At 71.0% G+C, this 18,205-nt stretch carries 16 protein-coding genes; 7 read left to right on the plus strand and 9 right to left on the minus strand.

The window, feature by feature from the left end:
* Positions 1-8: 8 nt before the first annotated feature.
* A complete protein-coding gene (locus tag ACFY3V_RS11540; protein ID WP_389772430.1) occupies positions 9-1,220 on the plus strand; it encodes a DegT/DnrJ/EryC1/StrS family aminotransferase in 1,212 nt (403 codons plus the stop codon).
* A 34-nt stretch (positions 1,221-1,254) separates the two neighbouring features.
* On the opposite strand, the gene ACFY3V_RS11545 is transcribed toward ACFY3V_RS11540, so the two are convergent.
* The 4 genes from ACFY3V_RS11545 to ACFY3V_RS11560 all read right to left on the minus strand — a co-directional run bounded on the left by ACFY3V_RS11545 (position 1,255) and on the right by ACFY3V_RS11560 (position 4,372).
* The gene (locus ACFY3V_RS11545; RefSeq protein WP_389772434.1) at positions 1,255-1,689 is read right to left on the minus strand and encodes an ATP-binding protein; all 435 of its coding nucleotides are present in this window, start codon (positions 1,687-1,689) and stop codon (positions 1,255-1,257) included.
* Between the two features lie 165 nt (positions 1,690-1,854).
* Positions 1,855-2,673 carry a DUF1206 domain-containing protein gene (locus tag ACFY3V_RS11550; RefSeq protein ID WP_362897076.1) on the minus strand — a complete coding sequence of 273 codons (819 nt, stop codon included), beginning with the start codon at positions 2,671-2,673 and terminating at the stop codon, positions 1,855-1,857.
* 37 nt (positions 2,674-2,710) lie between these two features.
* Positions 2,711-3,643 carry a Ppx/GppA phosphatase family protein gene (locus tag ACFY3V_RS11555; RefSeq protein ID WP_362897077.1) on the minus strand — a complete coding sequence of 311 codons (933 nt, stop codon included), beginning with the start codon at positions 3,641-3,643 and terminating at the stop codon, positions 2,711-2,713.
* Positions 3,644-3,655: 12 nt separating this feature from the next.
* Positions 3,656-4,372, minus strand: a complete 717-nt coding sequence (locus tag ACFY3V_RS11560; protein ID WP_362897078.1) for a methyltransferase domain-containing protein — start codon at positions 4,370-4,372, stop codon at positions 3,656-3,658.
* Positions 4,373-4,882: 510 nt separating this feature from the next.
* On the opposite strand from ACFY3V_RS11560, the gene ACFY3V_RS11565 reads away from it, so the two are divergent.
* Positions 4,883-6,661, plus strand: coding sequence for a tetratricopeptide repeat protein (locus tag ACFY3V_RS11565; protein WP_389772439.1), 1,779 nt, complete (start codon positions 4,883-4,885; stop codon positions 6,659-6,661).
* 431 nt (positions 6,662-7,092) lie between these two features.
* On the opposite strand, the gene ACFY3V_RS11570 is transcribed toward ACFY3V_RS11565, so the two are convergent.
* A complete protein-coding gene (locus ACFY3V_RS11570; RefSeq protein ID WP_389772442.1) occupies positions 7,093-7,878 on the minus strand; it encodes a helix-turn-helix domain-containing protein in 786 nt (261 codons plus the stop codon).
* An 86-nt stretch (positions 7,879-7,964) separates the two neighbouring features.
* Here ACFY3V_RS11570 and ACFY3V_RS11575 point away from each other — a divergent pair, with 86 nt between their 5' ends.
* Entirely contained in the window at positions 7,965-8,822 is an 858-nt protein-coding gene (locus ACFY3V_RS11575) for an NAD(P)H-binding protein (protein ID WP_389772445.1), read from the plus strand.
* 208 nt (positions 8,823-9,030) lie between these two features.
* Here ACFY3V_RS11575 and ACFY3V_RS11580 read toward each other — a convergent pair whose 3' ends face one another.
* Positions 9,031-10,032 (minus strand): phosphotransferase enzyme family protein, encoded by a 1,002-nt coding sequence (locus tag ACFY3V_RS11580; RefSeq protein ID WP_389772448.1) that lies wholly within the window; start codon positions 10,030-10,032, stop codon positions 9,031-9,033.
* A 243-nt stretch (positions 10,033-10,275) separates the two neighbouring features.
* On the opposite strand from ACFY3V_RS11580, the gene ACFY3V_RS11585 reads away from it, so the two are divergent.
* On the plus strand, positions 10,276-10,695 hold the full coding sequence (locus tag ACFY3V_RS11585) for a heme-binding protein (RefSeq protein ID WP_350943779.1): 420 nt from the start codon (positions 10,276-10,278) through the stop codon (positions 10,693-10,695).
* A 142-nt stretch (positions 10,696-10,837) separates the two neighbouring features.
* Positions 10,838-10,981: a hypothetical protein gene (locus tag ACFY3V_RS11590; protein ID WP_350943780.1), complete on the plus strand. Its 144-nt coding sequence runs from the start codon at positions 10,838-10,840 to the stop codon at positions 10,979-10,981.
* Here ACFY3V_RS11590 and rbsK read toward each other — a convergent pair.
* The 3 genes from rbsK to ACFY3V_RS11605 are packed head-to-tail and all read right to left on the minus strand — an operon-like array spanning position 10,955 to position 13,788.
* Positions 10,955-11,857 (minus strand): ribokinase, encoded by a 903-nt coding sequence (gene rbsK / locus ACFY3V_RS11595; RefSeq protein WP_389772452.1) that lies wholly within the window; start codon positions 11,855-11,857, stop codon positions 10,955-10,957. The genes ACFY3V_RS11590 and rbsK overlap by 27 nt on opposite strands.
* A 42-nt stretch (positions 11,858-11,899) precedes the next feature.
* Complete coding sequence (locus ACFY3V_RS11600; protein WP_350943783.1) at positions 11,900-12,547, minus strand: response regulator transcription factor; 648 nt, start codon at positions 12,545-12,547, stop codon at positions 11,900-11,902.
* Positions 12,538-13,788, minus strand: a complete 1,251-nt coding sequence (locus ACFY3V_RS11605; protein ID WP_350943784.1) for a sensor domain-containing protein — start codon at positions 13,786-13,788, stop codon at positions 12,538-12,540. The genes ACFY3V_RS11600 and ACFY3V_RS11605 overlap by 10 nt, the downstream gene beginning before the upstream one ends.
* Before the next feature lie 379 nt (positions 13,789-14,167).
* Here ACFY3V_RS11605 and ACFY3V_RS11610 point away from each other — a divergent pair, with 379 nt between their 5' ends.
* The gene (locus ACFY3V_RS11610) at positions 14,168-15,511 is read left to right on the plus strand and encodes an acyltransferase family protein (RefSeq protein WP_389772456.1); all 1,344 of its coding nucleotides are present in this window, start codon (positions 14,168-14,170) and stop codon (positions 15,509-15,511) included.
* A 127-nt stretch (positions 15,512-15,638) separates the two neighbouring features.
* On the plus strand, positions 15,639-18,131 hold the full coding sequence (locus ACFY3V_RS11615; protein WP_362897085.1) for a DUF3516 domain-containing protein: 2,493 nt from the start codon (positions 15,639-15,641) through the stop codon (positions 18,129-18,131).
* The last annotated feature ends 74 nt before the right edge of the window (positions 18,132-18,205 follow it).

The following is an 18,205-nucleotide window of genomic DNA, read 5'->3' on the forward strand; positions in this document are numbered from 1 at the left end:
GAGGCCCGATGAGCGCCCGCCTTGCCACCTCCGGCCCCGCGGACGGCCGCCGCGCGCTTGAGGCGGTCATGCGTGACCGGATCGGCCAGGAGTGCCTCCACGTGCCGTCCGCCAGGTTCGGCCTGCTCCTCGCGCTGCGCCACTGGTTCAAGCGCGGCGACAGGGTGCTGATCTCGCCGACCAACTGTGAGACGGTGCTGTTCGTCGTGCTGGCCGCCGGACTTGAGCCGGTGATGGCGCCGGTCTCCTGGCGCGACGGCAACATCGACGTCCCCGCCGTCGACTGGACCGGACTCGCCGGTGTCGTCACCACCCACCTGTACGGTCAGCCCGACCGGGTGACCGAGCTGCGCGCAGAGTGCGACCGGCGCGGCGTGATCCTCCTCGACGACGCGGCGCACGCCATGCAGACGACCGTGGAGGGCCGCCCCGCGGGCACGTTCGGTACGGCCGGGGTGTTCAGCCTCGCCAAGCACGGGCGGGCGATGTCCGGCGGGTTCCTCACCGCGGAGGACCCGGCCGTGCTGCCCGAGCTGGCGCGTGCCAGGGACGAGCTGCTGCTCCCCGGAGGGGCGCGCGCCCAGTTGCTCGGCACGCTGCGGCCCGTGCTGCGCGAGACGATCTACCGCACCGGGCTGGTCAGGCCGATGTGGCACGCCCTCAAGGCGCTGGGTCTCGTGCGCTGGACCGGCCACCGCTGCCCGCCCCGCGAGGAGGAGTTGCGCGCGGTCGTCGCCGCCGACCCGGTCGACCCGCGCGCCATGGACCACTGGCTACGGATCGACCTCGACGACTGGCGGATGCGCCAGGGGGCGCTGCTCCGCGGATACCACCGCTCCCGGTTCCGGGTGATCGACCGCGAACGGGAGCGCCGGGTGGCCGGGGTCGAGCTGCTCCGCGCCCTGCCCTGGGCGGCCGACGGCGTCCGCGAGGCGGCGCCGCTGCCGCTGCTGCGGGTGCCCCTGCTGGTCGAGAACCGCGACGAGGTCGTCGCCCGGCTGGAGAGCCGCGGCGTGGTGCCCGGCTTCATCTACGACCCGCCGCTGGACGACTATCTGGACCGGGTTCCCTCGGGGCCGACCCCACAGGTCGCCCGCTGGTGGACCGGTCACGTCCTGCCCGTCGACCCGCTCCGCGCCGCCCGCATCGCCGGGCTGCTGGCCGACCTGGACGTCCGCCCGGCCACGCGGCCCTTCACGACGCCGCGACGGCCCGGCTGAGCGAGGAGGCGCTCCCGCCCGGTACGCGGCGGGTCTACCGGGCGGCGGCGAGGTCGCCCGTGCGCAGGTCGGCCATCTCCAGCTCGAACCAGACCCTGTTGGAGCCCGCCTCCCTGACCATGCCCCAGCGGTGGGCCAGCGTCTCCAGCATGGGCAGGCCCCGGCCCCCTGTCGCGTCGGCCGAGGCTCGGCTCGCGGTGGGGGCCTGGCAGGAGCCTTCGTCCTGGACCGAGACGCGCACTCCCGCCGGTGAGTGGACCACCGTGACGGTGAACGCCCCGCCGTCCCCCGACCTGGAGTGGATCACCGCGTTGGTGGCGATCTCACTCGTCAGCAGGACGCAGTCGTCGTGGAGGGGGTGGTCTCGCCCCAGAATCACCGAGACCAGGCGGCGCGCTCTCGCCACCTGGTCCGGGGACCCCGCCAGGCGGAGAACCCATTCACTGCCGTCGTACTCCGACGAGTCCATACCGCCCCCTCCGATGACGTTTCACTTCTGGGAAGACGCGGAGGTCGGCGGGGAAGATGTCGCGGAAAAGTAGGAATGTGATCACTTACCGGATAGCCAGGTGAGGCTTGCCAAAGCGGCTTTCACCTGCGTGTCCGCACCTGGCGTACCGTGCGGTTCCATCCGTCACAGACGGCGCCAGCGAGCCTCGAAGAAACAGTAGGCCGCGAACAGCAGCAGACCGATCGCGATGAGACCGAGCAGCCACGGACCGACAGGGGTGTCGGCGAGCGAGCGCAGCGTGGAGTCGACGCCCTTGGCCTTGTCGGGGTCGTAGGTGATCGCGGCCTGGATGATGAAGACACCTGCGGCCACGGCGATCGCGCCTCGGGCGATGAAACCGGCCATGCCGAACTTCTCGGCGAGGTTCCGCGCCTTCGCGGGCATCTCTCCGGTGCGCAGGTCCTCAAGGAACTTCTTCTTCCAGCCCTTGTGGATCCAGTAGCCTCCCAGAGCGATCAGCCCCAGCCCCATCAGGCCCACCAGGAACTGCCCGGCGGGCAGGTCCATCAGCATCGCCGTGATGTCCTTCGACTGGCTGTCCGACGAGGAGCCCGAGTCCCCGCGCAGCAGCACGTTGAGCAGCGTCGCCACCACCAGCGAGTAGACGACCACCCGTGCGGCGGCCTCCACCCTGTCCTTGGTCTGGCCGCGGCCGATGACGGCCTCCGACAGCTGCCAGGCGACCAGCGCGACGAACCCGATCACCATGAGCCAGAGCAGGAACGTCCCGAACGGCTGCTCGGCCACCGTCTCGATCGCGCCGCTGTTGTCGGCTTCCTTGCCTCCGCTGCCACCGCCGAAGGCGATCTGCAGGGCGAGGAAACCGATCAAGCCGTAGAGGACACCGCGGCCCGCTATGCCGACGCGCGCCAGCCTGTCCAGTGTCTGACTGTTGGCCGCTTTACGAGCGGCACCTTCCACATGAGCCTGAGGGGTGTTCATAACCACCCGCTCTTACCTGTGAGCGCCCCGGCAAACCTTACCGTTCGGGCATCGCGTCCAACCGCCGCAGGATCACTCCCTCGCGCAGCGCCCAGGGGCACACCTCCAGCTGGCTCACCCCGAACAGGTCCATCGCGGCGTCGGCGACGATCGCCCCGGCCGGCAGTTGCGGCGCCCGCGCCTCGGAGACCCCGGGCAGCTCGGCACGCTGCCCGGTGGTCATCTTGACGAGCCGGTCGGTCCACCCGACGAGGTCGGTGTGCCTGAGCACCCGGCGCACGGACGGCCCCTCGTTCGAGGGCGCGGCCCCGGCGATCCTGGCGAGCTGTCTGAACGTCTTGGACGTCGCCACCGCGTGGTCGGCCTGACCGTATCGGGACACGTTGCCCACCGTGCGGGCGATCTCGGTCCGTACGTGCCTGCGCAGCGCCCGCACCTCCTCGGCGGGTGGCGGGTCGGCGGTGAAGCAGTTACGGGTGAGCCGGCCCGCCCCCAGCGGGAGCGACACCGCCACATCGGGCTGTTCGTCGATGCCCGAGGCGATCTCCAGTGATCCCCCGCCGATGTCCAGCACCAGCAGCCGCCCGGACGACCACCCGAACCAGCGGCGCACGGCCAAGAACGTCAGCCTCGCCTCGTCCTGGCCGGACAGCACCTCGATGTCGACCTGCGTGTCGGCCTTGATCCTGGCGAGGACCTCCTCGCCGTTCACCGACTCCCTGACCGCGGAGGTCGCGAAGGCCATGAGGTCCTCGACCCCCTTGTCCTCGGCGAGCCGCAGCGCCTCCTCGACGAACCCCTGAAGCCGCGCGGCCCCTCGCGCGGACAGGCGGTCGCCGTCCTCCATGTGCTCGGCGAGCCTCAGGTCCACCTTGTGGGAGTACGCCGGCAGCGGCCGGGCCCCCCGGTGCGCGTCCATCACCAGCAGATGGACCGTGTTGGAACCGATGTCGAGAACGCCCAGTCGCATGGGACGAAGTTACTACCCCCGCGGGCCCCGTCGGTCCGGGGTGCGCGTGTGAACGCTCACCGCGTATCCGCCGCCGTCGTAGGGCGCGCCCTCCCACGTGGCGAGGCGCCTCAGCGGGGAGAGCCCCGAGTCGCGGCACCAGCCGTCGTAGTCGGCCAGGGTGACCGTCGCCGAGGCGAGCGGGAGGTGGGCGGCGTCCAGCCCGAACCCGCTCACCAGCAGCCCGCCGGGCCGCAGCAGCGCCGCGAGGCCCGCGACGGTCCGCGCCTCGGTCCCTGGGGCGAGCAGGGGGATGACGTTTCCCGCGGCGACGACCATGTCGAAGCTCCCGCCCTTCTCGCCGCTCTGAATGTAATTACCCCGTTCATCCCGTACGATCCGGTTCTCCTGACCCGTACGGTCCGCGAGCGCCACGGGATCGCCGAGGTCGGCGAGGTCGGCGAGTATCCAGGGCAGGCGCGGCGCGACCCTCCGGGCGACGGCGAGCATGGACGCGTCGAGATCGACGCCCACGCAGTCGTATCCCAGCTCGGCGAGCCGGATCGCCACCCGCCCGGTGCCGCACCCGGCGTCCAGCACCCGGGCCGGCGGCGGCAGCAACTCCGCGCACAGCCGCGCCTCACCGTGCATGTCCGCTCCCGACTCGGCCAGCCGGGCGAACCTCTCCGCGTACCGCTCCCCGGCGTCGCCCCCGGCGATGTCCGTCCAGCGACTCCTCGGTTCTCTCATCGCACCAGGGTCTCACCCGCGGGGGGAGCCCGCCGCGACGGCCGGACCCGGAGGGCGTCGCGGCTCTCCACGGTCCCCCGTCACGCGTACGAGACCACGAGGCGAGCCGATGCGGCACGTCAGCGGCTCCCTGCGCGGATCGCGGACAGGCCGGTCTCAGCGAGACCACCACGCGGCACCTGTCCATAGGACTGTCCGGATCAGGCCACGATAAGAAATACTTCTTGTCAATATGGGCGATTACTGCGAATACTTGCAATTTGTTATTATTCGTGAGGAAGGCCCGCAATGAAGCGTGTTATTGTTCACAAGCCTGGCACCATCGCACTCAGTGGCACCGCCAGCCCTAAACACATCGGCTGAGGCGGAATCGCAGAACCGGCGTCCAGCGATGGGCGCCGGCTCCCCGGTAGAGTCATATCACCAAATATCGACTAATCGAGTTAAAGGAGTCCGGTGAGTCGGGGACAGCAACCGCAAGGAGACCCGCCGCCCCCCACCGTGGACACGGTGGACGCGGATCGGCGCCTGCGCGGGCCGTACACCGCCGGGAGCGCGATCGTCTCCGCCCTGCTACCCGCCGCCCGGCCCGAACTCGTCTCCCGCTACGACATCGAGTTACGCGCCGTCGCGCCCGACCTGCGCGATCGGATCCCCGCCCGGCGCCGGTCGGTGGCCGCGAGCCTGCCGGCCGCGGAACGGATCCTGGTGCACGCCCCGCGCCGCACGCTGCGCCTGGCCAACGGTCTGGCCGAGTTCGTCCGTGAGCACCTGTCGGAAACCGGCGCCCGCACGTTCGTCGTCGAGAACATCGACCTGGCCGACCCCACCGACCTCGAGCTCCTGACGGTGCTGCGGCGCCGTGTCCCCGGGAAGCTGCTCACCGTGCTGACCCGGGAACGTGCCGTTGCCGAGGAGAGCCTCGACGCGGAGCGGCACGACGCCCTCGCCGACGAACTGGAGAGGGAGGGGACACTCGGCGCGCGACTCGGAGCGATCCCGTACCACCGCGAGCGCGGCGGTGACCCGTCGAAGGCGGTGGAGGCGTTCCTGTTCGCGGTGCAGTGGTGCTTGGACGAGGGCTACCACGACGCCGTGGTGGATCTCGGCGAGCGTGCCCTGCGCCTCGCCCACCCCGACGACGGCCCCGCGACGTGGTGGCGGCTCCTGCACAGCACGGCGACCGCGCTGGCCGCACTCGGCCGCGAGGACGACTCGGAGGCCCTGTTCGACGTGGCCAGGCGCGAGAGCCTCTCCCCCGTCGTCCACGCCTCCGCCGCCTACGCCACCGGAATGCTGAAGGTCCGCCGTCGCGACCCGGCACAGCGCGACCCCGACGCCGCGCTGGCGCTGGTGAACCAGGCGATCGCCATCTCCTCGCTGCTGCCCGATCCTCGCGAGCGGGCGTTCAAACTGGGGTTCGACCTCAACGGCCGGGCGCTGGTGGAGGTGCGGCGCGGCCGTCCCGCCAAGGCCCTGGAGCTGGTCCAGGAGGCCGTCGCCCTGGCCGATCGAGACCTGCTGCCCGGCGAGCACCCGATACACCGGCTGGTGCTGCTGGCCAACAGGGCGCAACTCGCCGTGATGCTGGGCCGTCCCGAGGACGCGCTCGGCGACCTGAACGCGGTGATCGCGGCCGACCCCGGCTATCCCGACTACTACATCGACCGGGGCAACCTGCTGCACCGCCTGGGCCGGATGGACGAGGCGGTCGCCGACTACGAGACGGCGATGCGGGTCGGCCCTCCTTTCCCCGAGCCCTACTACAACCGGGCCGAGATCCGCTTCTCCGCGGGTGACCATCGAGGCTCGCTCACCGACCTGAACCACGCGCTGGAGCTGGACCCGGAGTTCGTGGACGGCCTGGCCAACCGGGCGGGGCTGCTGGCCGCGCTCGGCGAGTACGCCGCGGCCAGGGCGGACACCGAGACCGGGCTCGCCATCGATCCCGCCAACCCGTACCTGTTGTGCGCGCTGGGCCAGGTGGAGACCGCCGAGGGCCGCTACGACAGGGCGCGCACCGCCTTCGACCGTGCTCTGGAACTCGCCCCCTCGCTCGCCGCCGCCTGGGCGAACCGAGGACTGCTGGCGTTCGAGACCGGCGATCCCGAGGGGGCCGTCGCGGACTTCACCCGGGCGCTCGACGCCGGTGACGATCCCGCCCTGCTGTTCAACCGGGCGATGGCGCTGCGCGCCGCCGGACGCGACCGGGAGGCGGTCGCCGATCTCACCCGCGCGCTGGAACTCGCCCCGGACGACGAGGACATCAGGCGCGAACTGAAGTCCTGACCCCGTACGGCCCCTGACCGAGGCACGGCGAAGGCGCCGGAAAACATTCCGGATTCGGAGACTGGAAGCAGAAAGTCACGTTCGGTAAGGTGTCGTGCCCGTACGGGAGAATCCCGCTATCCGAATATCCATCGCACACGCGGTGATGTGCGTGTGCCGTCTCGTATTCACCTCCGGTATTCCCGGGATCGGCGGCGGGTAGGGGCGATTTCCCGATTCCGGACGCGCGGTCACCGTGCGCCACGCCGCCGGACACCCCGTGCGCGAGTGCCGCGTCCGCGAGGGACGGGTGATGACGGATTCGAGGGCCGGACGAGCGCGGGCGGTGGACGACGAGCGGACCGGGCGACCGGGGGTCGTGTCAGGTGGCACGAGAGTGTCAGCGGGCCGCAGACCGGGCGGCGCAGCCCAAGTCCTACGCAGCGAGCGTGTCAGCAGGGCTGGGGGGCGGGCAGGCGGCCCTCGAAGAAGGCGCCGGGGGTGACGCCCATCAGCGTACGGAACTCGGCTGTCATGTGGGATTGGTCGTAGTAGCCGGCGGCCACGGCCAGGTCGGCCCAACGGGGGCCGCCGACACGGGCGAGGGTGAGGATCTCGCGGACGCGTTCGATGCGTTCGAAGCGTTTGGGCGGCAGGCCGACGGCCTCGGCGAACACGGTGCGCAGGTGACGTTCGCTGACGGCGAGGTGGCGGGCGATGGCGGGCAGCGGTTTGCGCCGCTTTCCCGTGCGACCGCCCAGCGCCTGGACGGCGGCCTGGACCAGTTCGCCTCGCGCCCCGTCCGATGACGACCTGGCCGACAGCGCCGCCTCCAGATGTCCGAGTATCAGGCCGTCGTCCCCGCCCGCCTGCCTCAGCATGGCTTTCAGCCGGTCGTAGGAGGAGCCCCACAGTTCCTCGAGGCGGACCACCCGGTCGGTGAGCTCGCTCACCGGGACGCCGAGCAACGGCCGGGCGGCGCCGGGAAGCACCCTCAGCCGCAGGCAGAGCGGGATGTCCTTGCCGACGTGGTACGAGGCGCGCGTGCGCGGGCCGATCACCAGCAGATCGCTCTGCCCCGCCGCGGTCGTACGGAAGACGAGGGACGTGTCGGCGTCGGGGACGTGCACGAGCGGCTGCCGCTCACCCGTTGCGGGATCGTCCGCCCTGAGCACGCTCACCGCCTTGATCAGCGACCGCAGGCCGTCCGGCACGGCCATCGGGACCTCGATGCTCATGACCACAAGGTTAGCCGGACCGCAGGCTGCGCACGCGTGCCGAAAATTCCTATAAGGGCTGGTGGGCGGGCTGTCAGGGTGAGCGCATGATTCTGGTCACAGGTGCCACGGGCACGGTCGGCGGTGAGGTGGTCCGGTTGTTGGCGGGCCGGGGTGAGCGTGTCAGGGCGATGACCCGGGAACCGTCGAAGGGCGCGACGTTGCCGGGGGTGGAAGTCGTACGGGGGGATTTCGACGATACGGGGTCGTTGGCCGAGGCGGCCCGCGGTGTCGACGCCCTGTTCCTGCTCAGTGCCCCGGGCCCGTGGCTCGCCCGGCACGACGAGGCGATGGTCGCGACGGCGCGGGCCGCGGGAGTGCGGAGGGTGGTGAAGGTCTCGGCGATCGGCACAGGGGAGGATCACGAGGACGCCGAGGTCGGGGACTGGCATCTGGCCGGAGAGCGGGCGCTGAGCTCGAGCGAGCTGGAATGGACGGTGTTGCGACCGTCCAGCTTCGCCTCCAACACCCTGAGGTGGGTTCCCCAGGTTCAGCAGGGGCGACCGGTGCCGAACACGACGGGCAACGGCAGGCAGGGGGTCGTCGATCCGCGTGACGTGGCCGAGGTGGCGGTGACGGCGCTGACGTCCGGCGAGCACGTACGAACCGTCCTCACACTGACCGGACCCGAGTTGCTCAGCGTCCCGGACATGGCGAAGGCGCTGGGCGAGACGCTCGGGCGGGCCGTCGAGACGGTGGACGTGCCGCTGGAGGTGTACCACGAGCGGATGATCGCCGCCGGGGTGGATCCCGAGTTCGCCGCCTTCGCGATCGACGGCTCCCGGAAGGTGGCGCGGGACGGCAACGCGCGGCTCACCCGGGACGTCGAGCGGGTGCTGGGGCGTACTCCCCGTACGTTCCTCACCTGGGCGGCCGATCACAGCGCCGCTTTCGTCTCGGGCTGAAACCGGCACCTGGACCTCAGGCCGGGCGGCGACACGGGTCAGATGCCGCCCGGTCGATTCCCGGCCTGGACTCCGCCGGGCAGGGCGGCTTCGCGCCGGGCCGGGCTTCCGGCGTCACCGACGTCTCATGACGCACGTACCGACACCCTCGCGTCACCCGGCGCGTCGCACAGCCGACAAGCAGCCGACGGGCAGCCGACAAGCAGGGTCAGCGGAGCGAGCCTCCGAGATGGCGTTCCGCCAGCTCGCAGGTGCCCTCGGTGTAGCCGGCGCCGAGTTCCGTGGCGATGTCGGCACCGGTGTGGGTGCCGATCCAGGCGACGAGCAGCAGGCGGCGGAACATCACGAACGTCCAGATCTCGGCCTCGTCCTCGGCCGGGAGGTCCAGGACGGTCCGGTAGCCCCGCACCCACGCGTCGATCAGCTCGGGAACCTCGGGGCGGTGCTCGACGAAGCTGACCGCGGCGGCCAGGTCGTAGAGATACCAGCCGAAGCCGCAGTCGTCGAAGTCGATGACGCCGGGCGGGTTCTCACCCTCCACGAGCAGGTTGGCGGCGCGCAGGTCGGCGTGGATCAGGCCGTAGCGTCCGGGGCCGCGGCCGAAGCGGTGGAGCCGCTCGCGCAACTCCTTGTCCAACCGCCCCAGCACGGCCCGCGCCTCGGTGTCCATCCCCAGGCCGTCCTGCCAGCGGCCCCACCGCGACTCGGCGCCGAGGGCGGCCTCGTAGTCCCAGTGGAAACGGGTGAACCCCTCGGGCGGGGACCACCCGCGCGCGTGCCGGTGCATCCGCGCCGTGAGGGCGCCGAGCCGCTCGAAGCCGGGCAGTGGATCGTCCTGGGACGGCTCTGTGCCGGGCAGGAACTCGAACATCACGCAGTCGCGCGGCTCGGGGCCCGGGACGGTCAGCACCCTGGAACCGTCGGGAGCCGGGATCACCCGGGGGGTGCGGATCCCCGCCTGCTCACGAAGCGCCTCCAGCCAGGACAGCTCCGACAGGATCGCCGGGGTGGAGTGATAGCCGAGCCGGTGCACCCGCAGGATGGAACGCGTGCCCGAGACCGGATCGTCCACCCGGTAGGTGGCGTTCTCCGACACGTTGACCAGGGTGACCTCGGCGTCGGGCAGGCCGTGGATCCGCGTCGCCACGCGGGCCACATCGTGCACGCGGGCCAGCACGTCACCCCCGGCGGACAGGTCGTGGACCCGCATCGGCTCCTCCATCGTCGGTCGGATCGGGCGCGCGAGACGCCAGATCCTATCCGAGATTCCGGTGTCGCCCCGCGGTGCCGTTTCCCTTACGGGACGACGGTCCCGGCCCGCTCCGGTCCTCCGAAAGGCCCTCGCGGGCGTCGCATCGTTATGACACCTCACATCACCAGAACGGCGGCGCACGCGCACCCGGCCGTCCACGCCGACGACCTTCGAGACGGTTTGGAGACGGTGGGGAGACCGGTGAACCTGGAACTCGCACTGCGCATGTGTGAGGCCGCGGTGCGGCAGGCCGCGCGGGAGGGGGCGCTCGTCTCGGTCGCCGTGGTCGACGCGGGCGGGGACCTGGTCGCGTTCCAGCGGATGGACGGCGCGCGGATCACCGGATCCGTCCTCGCCCCCGGCAAGGCGTACACCGCTCTCGCCCACCGCATGCCGACCGCCGACCTCGCGCCGCTGGTCCTGCCGGGAGGCGAGTTGTACGGTCTGGCGGGTGATCGGTACGTGTGCTTCGGCGGGGGTGTGCCGCTCGGAGGGTCAGGCGACGGGTACGGGGCGGGCCGGGCGAGCCGGGTGGTGGGCGCGGTCGGCGTGAGTGGCGGCACCGTTGCCCAGGACATCGTCTGCGCGGAGACCGCCGCAGCCCTCTGGGAAAGCGCATAAACGGATATATGAATAAAAAAGGGGCGGCGGAAATCGTCATTCCGGTGAAACAGAAGCGCGGTGTGTTACCTCCGCCGACCGCGGGGCAGTGAGGGCTTGCCCCGGACGATGATCGTCTGGGATGACCCTTTGGAGGATTCTCGTGGACGTTCTCGTGCTGCTCGCCCTGGTCTGTTTCCTGGCCGCCACGATCTGGTCCGCCATCAGCCGCTCCTGGCCGATCGCGCTGCTCGCCGCGGGGGCGTTCCTGCTCACGCTGTCAGAGACCTCCCTCATCAGCGGCTAGGCTCCCGTCGATCTCGGCGCGGGTGGGCATCGAGGTGCTGGCACCCGCGCGCTGGACGGACAGGCCCGCGGCCGCGGTGGCGAAGCGGACGGCCCGCTCGACGGGCTGCCGCTCGACGCGAGCCGCGGCGAGGGCTCCCACGAAGGTGTCGCCCGCGGCCGTGGTGTCCACCACGGCCACCGTGGGGGCCTCGACGCGCACCGCGGGCCCGTCGCCCGAGGCGGTGAGCGCGCCGCGCGCCCCCAGGGTGATGATCACCCATCCGACCTCGCCCCTCAGTTTCTCCAGGGCTGCCTCGTGGTCGGCCAGGCCGGTGATCGCCGAGGCCTCGTGCTCGTTCGCCACCAGGATGTCCACGGCCTCCAGCAGCTCCGCGGGGAGCGGCTGGACGGGCGCGGGGGTGAGGACGACGGTGGTCCCGGCCGCGCGGGCGGCTCTGGCGGCCGCGGTGACGGCCTCGATGGGGAGCTCCAGCTGCAGAAGCAGCATGTCAGAGCGGGAGATGACCTCGATCTCGGCCTCCGAGGGAGCGGTCACGGTCCCGTTGGCGCCGGGGACCACGATGATCGAGTTGCCGCCGTCGCCGTCCACCACGATCTGGGCGATGCCGGAGGGGCCGGGGACCGTGCGCAGGTGGGTCGCGTCGACCCCCGCCTCGGTGAGCGTACGCCGCATCTCGGTCCCGAAGGCGTCGTCGCCCACCGCGCCGAGAAAGGCGACCGCGGCTCCCGCCCGCGCGGCGGCGACGGCCTGGTTGGCGCCCTTGCCACCGGGCACCGTGCGGAAGGCACGGCCGGTCACGGTCTCGCCGAGCGCGGGGGCGACGTCGACGTAGGCCACGAGATCCATGTTGGCACTGCCGAAGACCGAGATCACTGTTCCTCCTCGCGGTCGGGAGCACGGGTGCGGGAAGGTGTGTCAGGAACGCAGGTAGGCCAGGACCGCGAGGACACGGCGGTGCTGGTCACCGTCCTCGGCGTACAGACCGAGCTTCGCGAAGATGCTGCGGATGTGCTTCTCCACAGCCCCGTCGCTGACCACCAGCTGACGGCCGATGGCCGGGTTGGACCTGCCCTCGGCCATCAGGCCGAGCACCTCGCGCTCTCGCGGGGTGAGCTGGGCGAGAGGATCGTCGCGGCGGCGTCGCACCATCAGCTGTGCCACCACCTGGGGGTCGAAGACCGTACCTCCGGCCGCGACCGTGCGCAGCCCTCCCATGAAGTCGTCCACGTCCACGACGCGGTCCTTGAGCAGGTATCCCACCGCGCCCCTGGCGTCGGCGAGCAGATCGTCGGCATAGGACACCTCCACGTACTGGGACAGGATCAGCACCGGCGCGCCGGGAACCCTCCGGCGCGCCTCCACCGCCGCCCGCAGCCCCTCGTCGGTGAAGCCGGGCGGCATTCGTACGTCCACCACCGAGACGTCGGGCCGGTGCTCCGCGACGGCCTCCACCAGGCGGTCGCCGTCGCCCACCGCCGCGACCACCTGGCAGCCGAACTCCTCCAGGAGCCTGATCAGGCCTTCCCTGATGAGCACCGCGTCATCGGCCACAACTACCCGCACGGAACCTCCGCCACTATGACCGTCGGCCCTCCGACGGGTGAGTCGACCGCCAGCTCGCCGTCCACCGCCTTCAGGCGGTCCCCGAGCCCCGACAGGCCATGTCCCTTGGCGACATGGGCGCCGCCGACCCCATCATCCCCGATTGTCAGCATGAGGAAGTCCCCCGTCCTGCTCAGCGTCACGGTACAGATCGTGGCCTGGCTGTGCTTGGCGACGTTGGTGAGGGACTCGGCGACGACGAAGTAGACGGTGTTCTCCACGGCCGCGGGGAAGCGCCCCACGACCTGGACGTCCAGCTCGACGGGGACGGTGCACCGGCCGGCGAGCGCGGCGAGCGCCGGGGCCAGGCCGCGGTCGCTGAGGATCGGCGGGGCGATGCCGCGCGACAGGGCGCGTAGCTCGTCCAGGGTGTCGCGGGTGGAGGTGATGGCCTCGCCGAGCATCCGTTCGACGGCCCCCGGGTCGCGCCTGAGCTGGCGCTGGGCCCGCGACAGGTCCATCGCCAGGGAGACCAGGCGCTGCTGCGGCCCGTCGTGGATGTCGCGCTCCAGCCGGCGCAGCGCGTTGGCCTCGGCCGACACCGCGGCGGCCCGGCCCTCGGCCAGGTCGTCGATGCGCTCGTGCAGCTCGGCCACCCCGGTCAGCATCGCCCTGCCGAGCCCGGCCTGGACGAGCGCGGCGCCCCGCACGATCGCCGGGAGGGTGAGGGCGAAGAGCACGCCGATGGTGGTGTTGATGATCACATCGACCCACAGGCTGTCACCCAGGCCGAGGAGCCTGCCCAGTCCCCCGTCGTTGCCGGGGATGGCGTAGATGATCCACCCGTAGAGCGGGTAGGCGAGACCGGCGATCGTCCCGGCCCACCAGACCGTCGCCAGCACGAAGGTGACGATGGAGATCGGGAAGACCACGACGCCGTAGAGCAGGTCGAGCCACGACTGGCCGTTGGTGAGCGGGTTGATCATCCTGCGGAACCATCCGGCGCTCTCCGGGGCGGGCAGATATCTCGGCCGGGCCACGGGACGGCCGAGCACCTCGGGCAGCCAGCGCCGCTCGACGTCGGCGAACCCCCTGGCCACCAGGAGGGTCGTCGCGAGGATGGGCAACCCCACGAACACGACGGTCGTGCCGATCCCCGCGGCGAAGCCGGCCACCATCAGGACGAACCAGATGACGGAGAGCGGGAAACCCACGATCAGGTAGCGGGTGTCGGTGCCGATGCGGCCGAGAAGGGTTCTCATGGCGCCAACGCTACGAGGGCCGGCCCCGTCGATCGACCCTGTGTGCCCGCGTACCGGGGTGGGGCCAGCACTACCCGGGACGGTGGGGAGATCGGGCGAGAAGACTGCTGCGCGCGTCACTGTGCCGCCGGGCTCCTGGCGGGAGGCTTTTCCCATCGTCACACCCGCTCGTCACACCCGCGATTTTCGCCCTCCCTCCCCGAGATCCTCCTTTCGGAGATCTTCCTCCCTGAGAATCGAGATCCCCTTGACCGCCGTGATCCCTGGTTCGGCAGCGCCTCCCGCAGCGCCTACGTCGGTGTCTCCGACGGCGCCGCGACCCGTGACCGCGGCGGCGACCGCGGCGTCGGCTCCCGCGAACTCGGTGGCGACCGCGCCCGTGACAGCCGTCCCACTCCCCCGTACGGCGCCTCGCCCGGCCTCCGCGCGCGCCGCGCGTGACCCGTTCATCGACGTGCTCCGCGTGTTCGGCATGGTCCTGGTGGTGCTCCAGCACTGGAGCATGCCGCTGCTCTCCTTCGCCGACGGCCGGATCTCCACCGGTAACGCGCTGGCCGTGGGGAACGGATGGATGATCACGTGGTTCAGCCAGGTGATGCCGCTGGTGTTCTTCGCGGGGGGCGCGGCCAACGCGATCAGCCGGCGGAGCGCGGCGAGGCGCGGCGAGGCGACCCCCGCGTGGCTGGCGGGACGCCTGCGCCGCCTGGCCTGGCCGGTGGTCCCGCTGGCGGCGGTCTGGCTGCCGTTGCCCCACCTGCTCCTCGCGCTCGGCGTTCCCGAGCAGCCGGTCATGACGGCCTCACGGCTGGCCGGGCAGCTGCTCTGGTTCCTCGCGATCTATCTCGTCGCGGTGGCGGCGACGACGCCGATGCTCAGGCTCAACATGGTGTACGGCTGGCGGGTGCCGGTCGCGCTGGCGGCGGGGGCCGTGGCGGTGGACGTCCTGCGCTTCACCAGCGGCCTGGACATCGCCGGTCTCCCCAACATCGTGCTGGTCTGGCTGGCGGTGCACCAGCTCGGCTTCCTCTATGTCGACGGCCGGCTGCGCCGTCCCTGGGTCCTGGCCCTGGCCGGGTACGGTCTGGGCGCGGCGCTCACGGCCTTCGGCCCCTACCCGCTCAGCATGATCGGGATGCCGGGGGCCTCCGTCTCCAACATGGCGCCCCCCACGGTCGCGCTGCTCTCGGTCGGGGTGGGCCAGATCGGGCTCGCGTTGGCGCTGCGCCGGTGGATCGTCTCCTTCGCGGAGTGGCCGGGGGTCTCTCGGGCTCTGGACTGGGCCGGCTGCCGGATGATGACCCTCTACCTGTGGCACATGAGCGCGCTGTTCGTCATCGTCTCGGTGGTCGTGGTGGGTCTGGGCATCTCCACTCCCGAGCCGGGGACGTCGGCCTGGCTGTCCGGCTGGCCCCACTGGCTGCTCATGCTCGCCCTGGCGATGTGGCCGCTGCTCCGGGGGTTCGCCAGGTTCGAGACGCCTCCCGCGACGGGGCCGTACACCGGCGGGACGGTCAGGATCCTGCTGGCCACCGCGCTGGTGGGGCTGGGCCTGCTCACGTTCACGGTGAACGGTTTCGTGCCGGGGACGGCGTCCCTGCTCGGGGCGGGCGCGATCGTGGCGGGTCTGGCGCTCACCGGCTCCTCCCGCCGCGCCCTCCCCTCTCGTGGGCGCCGGGGCGTACCGAGTGTGCCGGGCCGACGAGCCGACGGCGTGGTCATCTAATTTGATCAGCATTCATGTCGGGAAAAGCAGCCATAACTACACAAAGTTACGCACTTTACCTGGAATGTAAGGCGATCCGCGACCGCCTCCGGTCCGACCACCTCAAGTTCTTCGGCAGTATTGAACCGTGAGCCTTGTAGACCGCCTGCCAGAAGAGATCGACGCCGACCCCGACACCATCTTCGACGCCTTCGTCGAATGGAACTCCGAGCGAGGGCTGACCCTCTACCCGGCGCAGGAGGAGGCTCTTATCGAGGTGGTGTCGGGAAACAACCTGATCCTGGCCACCCCGACCGGCTCGGGCAAGAGCCTGGTCGCCGCCGGAGCCCATTTCACCGCGCTCACCAGGGACGTGCGCACCTTCTACACCGCGCCGATCAAGGCGCTGGTGTCGGAGAAGTTCTTCGACCTGTGCGCGGTGTTCGGCACCGAGAACGTCGGGATGATGACCGGCGACGCGAGCGTGAACCCCGGGGCGCCGATCATCTGCTGCACCGCGGAGATCCTCGCCAACGTCGCGCTGCGCGACGGCGCCGCGGCCGACATCGGCCAGGTGGTGATGGACGAGTTCCACTTCTACTCCGAGCCGGACCGCGGCTGGGCCTGGCAGGTGCCGCTCCTGGAGTTGCCGAACGTCCAGTTCATTCTGATGTCGGCGACCCTCGGAGACGTCACCAGGTTCGAGGAGGACCTGACCCGGCGCACCGGCAGGCCCACCGCGGTGGTGAAGAACGCCGAGCGCCCGGTCCCGCTCGTCTACTCCTACCGGCTCACCCCTCTCCACGAGACGCTGGAGGAGATGCTCACCACCAACCAATATCCCGTCTACGTCGTCCACTTCACCCAGGCCGCGGCCATGGAGCGGGCGCAGGCGCTGATGAGCATCAACATGTCGACCAAGGCCGAGAAGGAGGCGATCGCCTCCATGATCGGCCACTTCCGGTTCACCACCCGGTTCGGCAAGGCGCTCTCCCGGCTGGTGCGGCACGGCATCGGCGTGCACCACGCCGGGATGCTCCCGAAGTACCGCCGCCTGGTGGAACGCCTCGCCCAGGCGGGCCTGCTCAAGGTCATCTGCGGCACCGACACGCTCGGCGTCGGCGTCAACGTCCCGATCAGGACCGTGCTGTTCACCGCGCTGTCGAAGTACGACGGCACCAAGGTGCGGCGACTGCGCGCCCGCGAGTTCCACCAGATCGCCGGGCGGGCCGGGCGCGCCGGATTCGACACCATCGGCTACGTCGTCTGCCAGGCCCCCGACCACGTCGTGGAGAACGAGAAGGCCCTGGCCAAGATCGGCGACGATCCCAAACGGCGGCGCGGTTTCGCCCGCAAGAAGCCGCCGGAGGGCTTCGTCGGCTGGAGCGAGGAGACCTTCGAGAAGCTGCAGGCCGCCGAGCCCGAGCCGCTGAACTCCCGGTTCAAGGTCAGCAACGCCATGCTCCTCGCGGTGATCAACCGGCCGGGCGACTGCTACGCGGCCATGCGCCACCTGCTCACCGACAACCACGAGGACCGCAAGTGGCAACGGCGGCACATCAGCCAGGCCATCGCGATCTACCGGTCGCTGCTGGCCGGAGGCGTGGTGGAGCAGCTGAGCGAGCCCGACGAGCACGGCCGGATGGCCCGTCTCACCGTCGACCTGCAGGAGGACTTCGCGCTGAACCAGGCGCTGTCCACCTTCGCGCTCGCCACCCTCGAACTCCTCGACATGGAGTCGCCGAACTACGCCCTGGACATGGTCTCGATCATCGAGTCCATCCTCGACGACCCCCGCCAGATCCTGTCCGCGCAGCTCAACAAGGCGCGCGGCGAGGCGGTGGCGCTGATGAAGGCCGACGGCATCGAGTACGAGGAGCGGATGGAGCGCCTGGCCGAGGTCACCTATCCGATGCCGCTCGCCGACCTGCTGCTCGGCGCGTACGAGACCTACCGGCGCGGCCACCCCTGGGTGGGCGACTACACGGTGAGCCCCAAGGGCGTCGTCCGCGACATGTACGAGCGGGCGATGACCTTCGCGGACTACGTGCAGTTCTACGAGCTGAACCGCTCGGAGGGCACCGTGCTTCGCTATCTCGCCGACGCCTACCGCACCCTGTCGCGGACCATCCCCGAGCACCTCAAGACCGAGGACCTGGTCGACCTCATCGAGTGGCTCGGCGAGCTGGTCCGCCAGGTCGACTCCAGCCTCCTGGACGAGTGGGAGCAGCTGCAGAACCCGACCGGGGAGGTGGAGGCGCCCTCGCTGGAGGAGAGCACCAAGCCCGTCACCGCCAACACCCGCGCGTTCCGCGTGCTGGTCCGCAACGCGATGTTCCGCCTCATCGAGCTCGCCGCCCTGGAGAACGAGGAGGAGCTGGCGCAGCTGGCACCCGACGTCGACTGGGGCGCCGCGCTCGACGCCTACTACGACGACCACGAGGAGATCGGCACCGGCCCGGACGCCCGCGGCCCCGGCCTGCTCCGCATCGAGGAGGAGAAGGAGTTCTGGCGTGTCCGCCAGGTCGTCTCCGACCCCGCGGGCGACGGCGACTGGGGCATCGACGCGCAGGTGGACCTCGCCGCCTCCGACGAGGAGGGCCGCGCGGTGGTCCACGTCATCGGCCTGAACCGCCTCTGAACCGTCCCTCGCCACGTCCCTGCCGGCGCAGGCAGGGGCGCTCGGCGGAGGAAGACCGTCCGTGCGCGCAGAAA

This window comes from Streptosporangium sp. NPDC000095 (assembly GCF_042899335.1).
Classification (GTDB): domain Bacteria; phylum Actinomycetota; class Actinomycetes; order Streptosporangiales; family Streptosporangiaceae; genus Streptosporangium.

Excerpts from the sequence above, each read along its gene's own strand:
- ACFY3V_RS11560 (WP_362897078.1), bottom strand. The coding sequence starts at position 4,372 with ATGAGAGAACCGAGGAGTCGCTGGACGGACATCGCCGGGGGCGACGCC.
- ACFY3V_RS11540 (WP_389772430.1), top strand. The coding sequence starts at position 9 with ATGAGCGCCCGCCTTGCCACCTCCGGCCCCGCGGACGGCCGCCGCGCG.
- ACFY3V_RS11545 (WP_389772434.1), bottom strand. The coding sequence starts at position 1,689 with ATGGACTCGTCGGAGTACGACGGCAGTGAATGGGTTCTCCGCCTGGCG.
- ACFY3V_RS11575 (WP_389772445.1), top strand. The coding sequence starts at position 7,965 with ATGATTCTGGTCACAGGTGCCACGGGCACGGTCGGCGGTGAGGTGGTC.
- ACFY3V_RS11555 (WP_362897077.1), bottom strand. The coding sequence starts at position 3,643 with ATGCGACTGGGCGTTCTCGACATCGGTTCCAACACGGTCCATCTGCTG.
- ACFY3V_RS11605 (WP_350943784.1), bottom strand. The coding sequence starts at position 13,788 with ATGAGAACCCTTCTCGGCCGCATCGGCACCGACACCCGCTACCTGATC.
- ACFY3V_RS11550 (WP_362897076.1), bottom strand. The coding sequence starts at position 2,673 with ATGAACACCCCTCAGGCTCATGTGGAAGGTGCCGCTCGTAAAGCGGCC.
- ACFY3V_RS11580 (WP_389772448.1), bottom strand. The coding sequence starts at position 10,032 with ATGCGGGTCCACGACCTGTCCGCCGGGGGTGACGTGCTGGCCCGCGTG.
- ACFY3V_RS11570 (WP_389772442.1), bottom strand. The coding sequence starts at position 7,878 with ATGAGCATCGAGGTCCCGATGGCCGTGCCGGACGGCCTGCGGTCGCTG.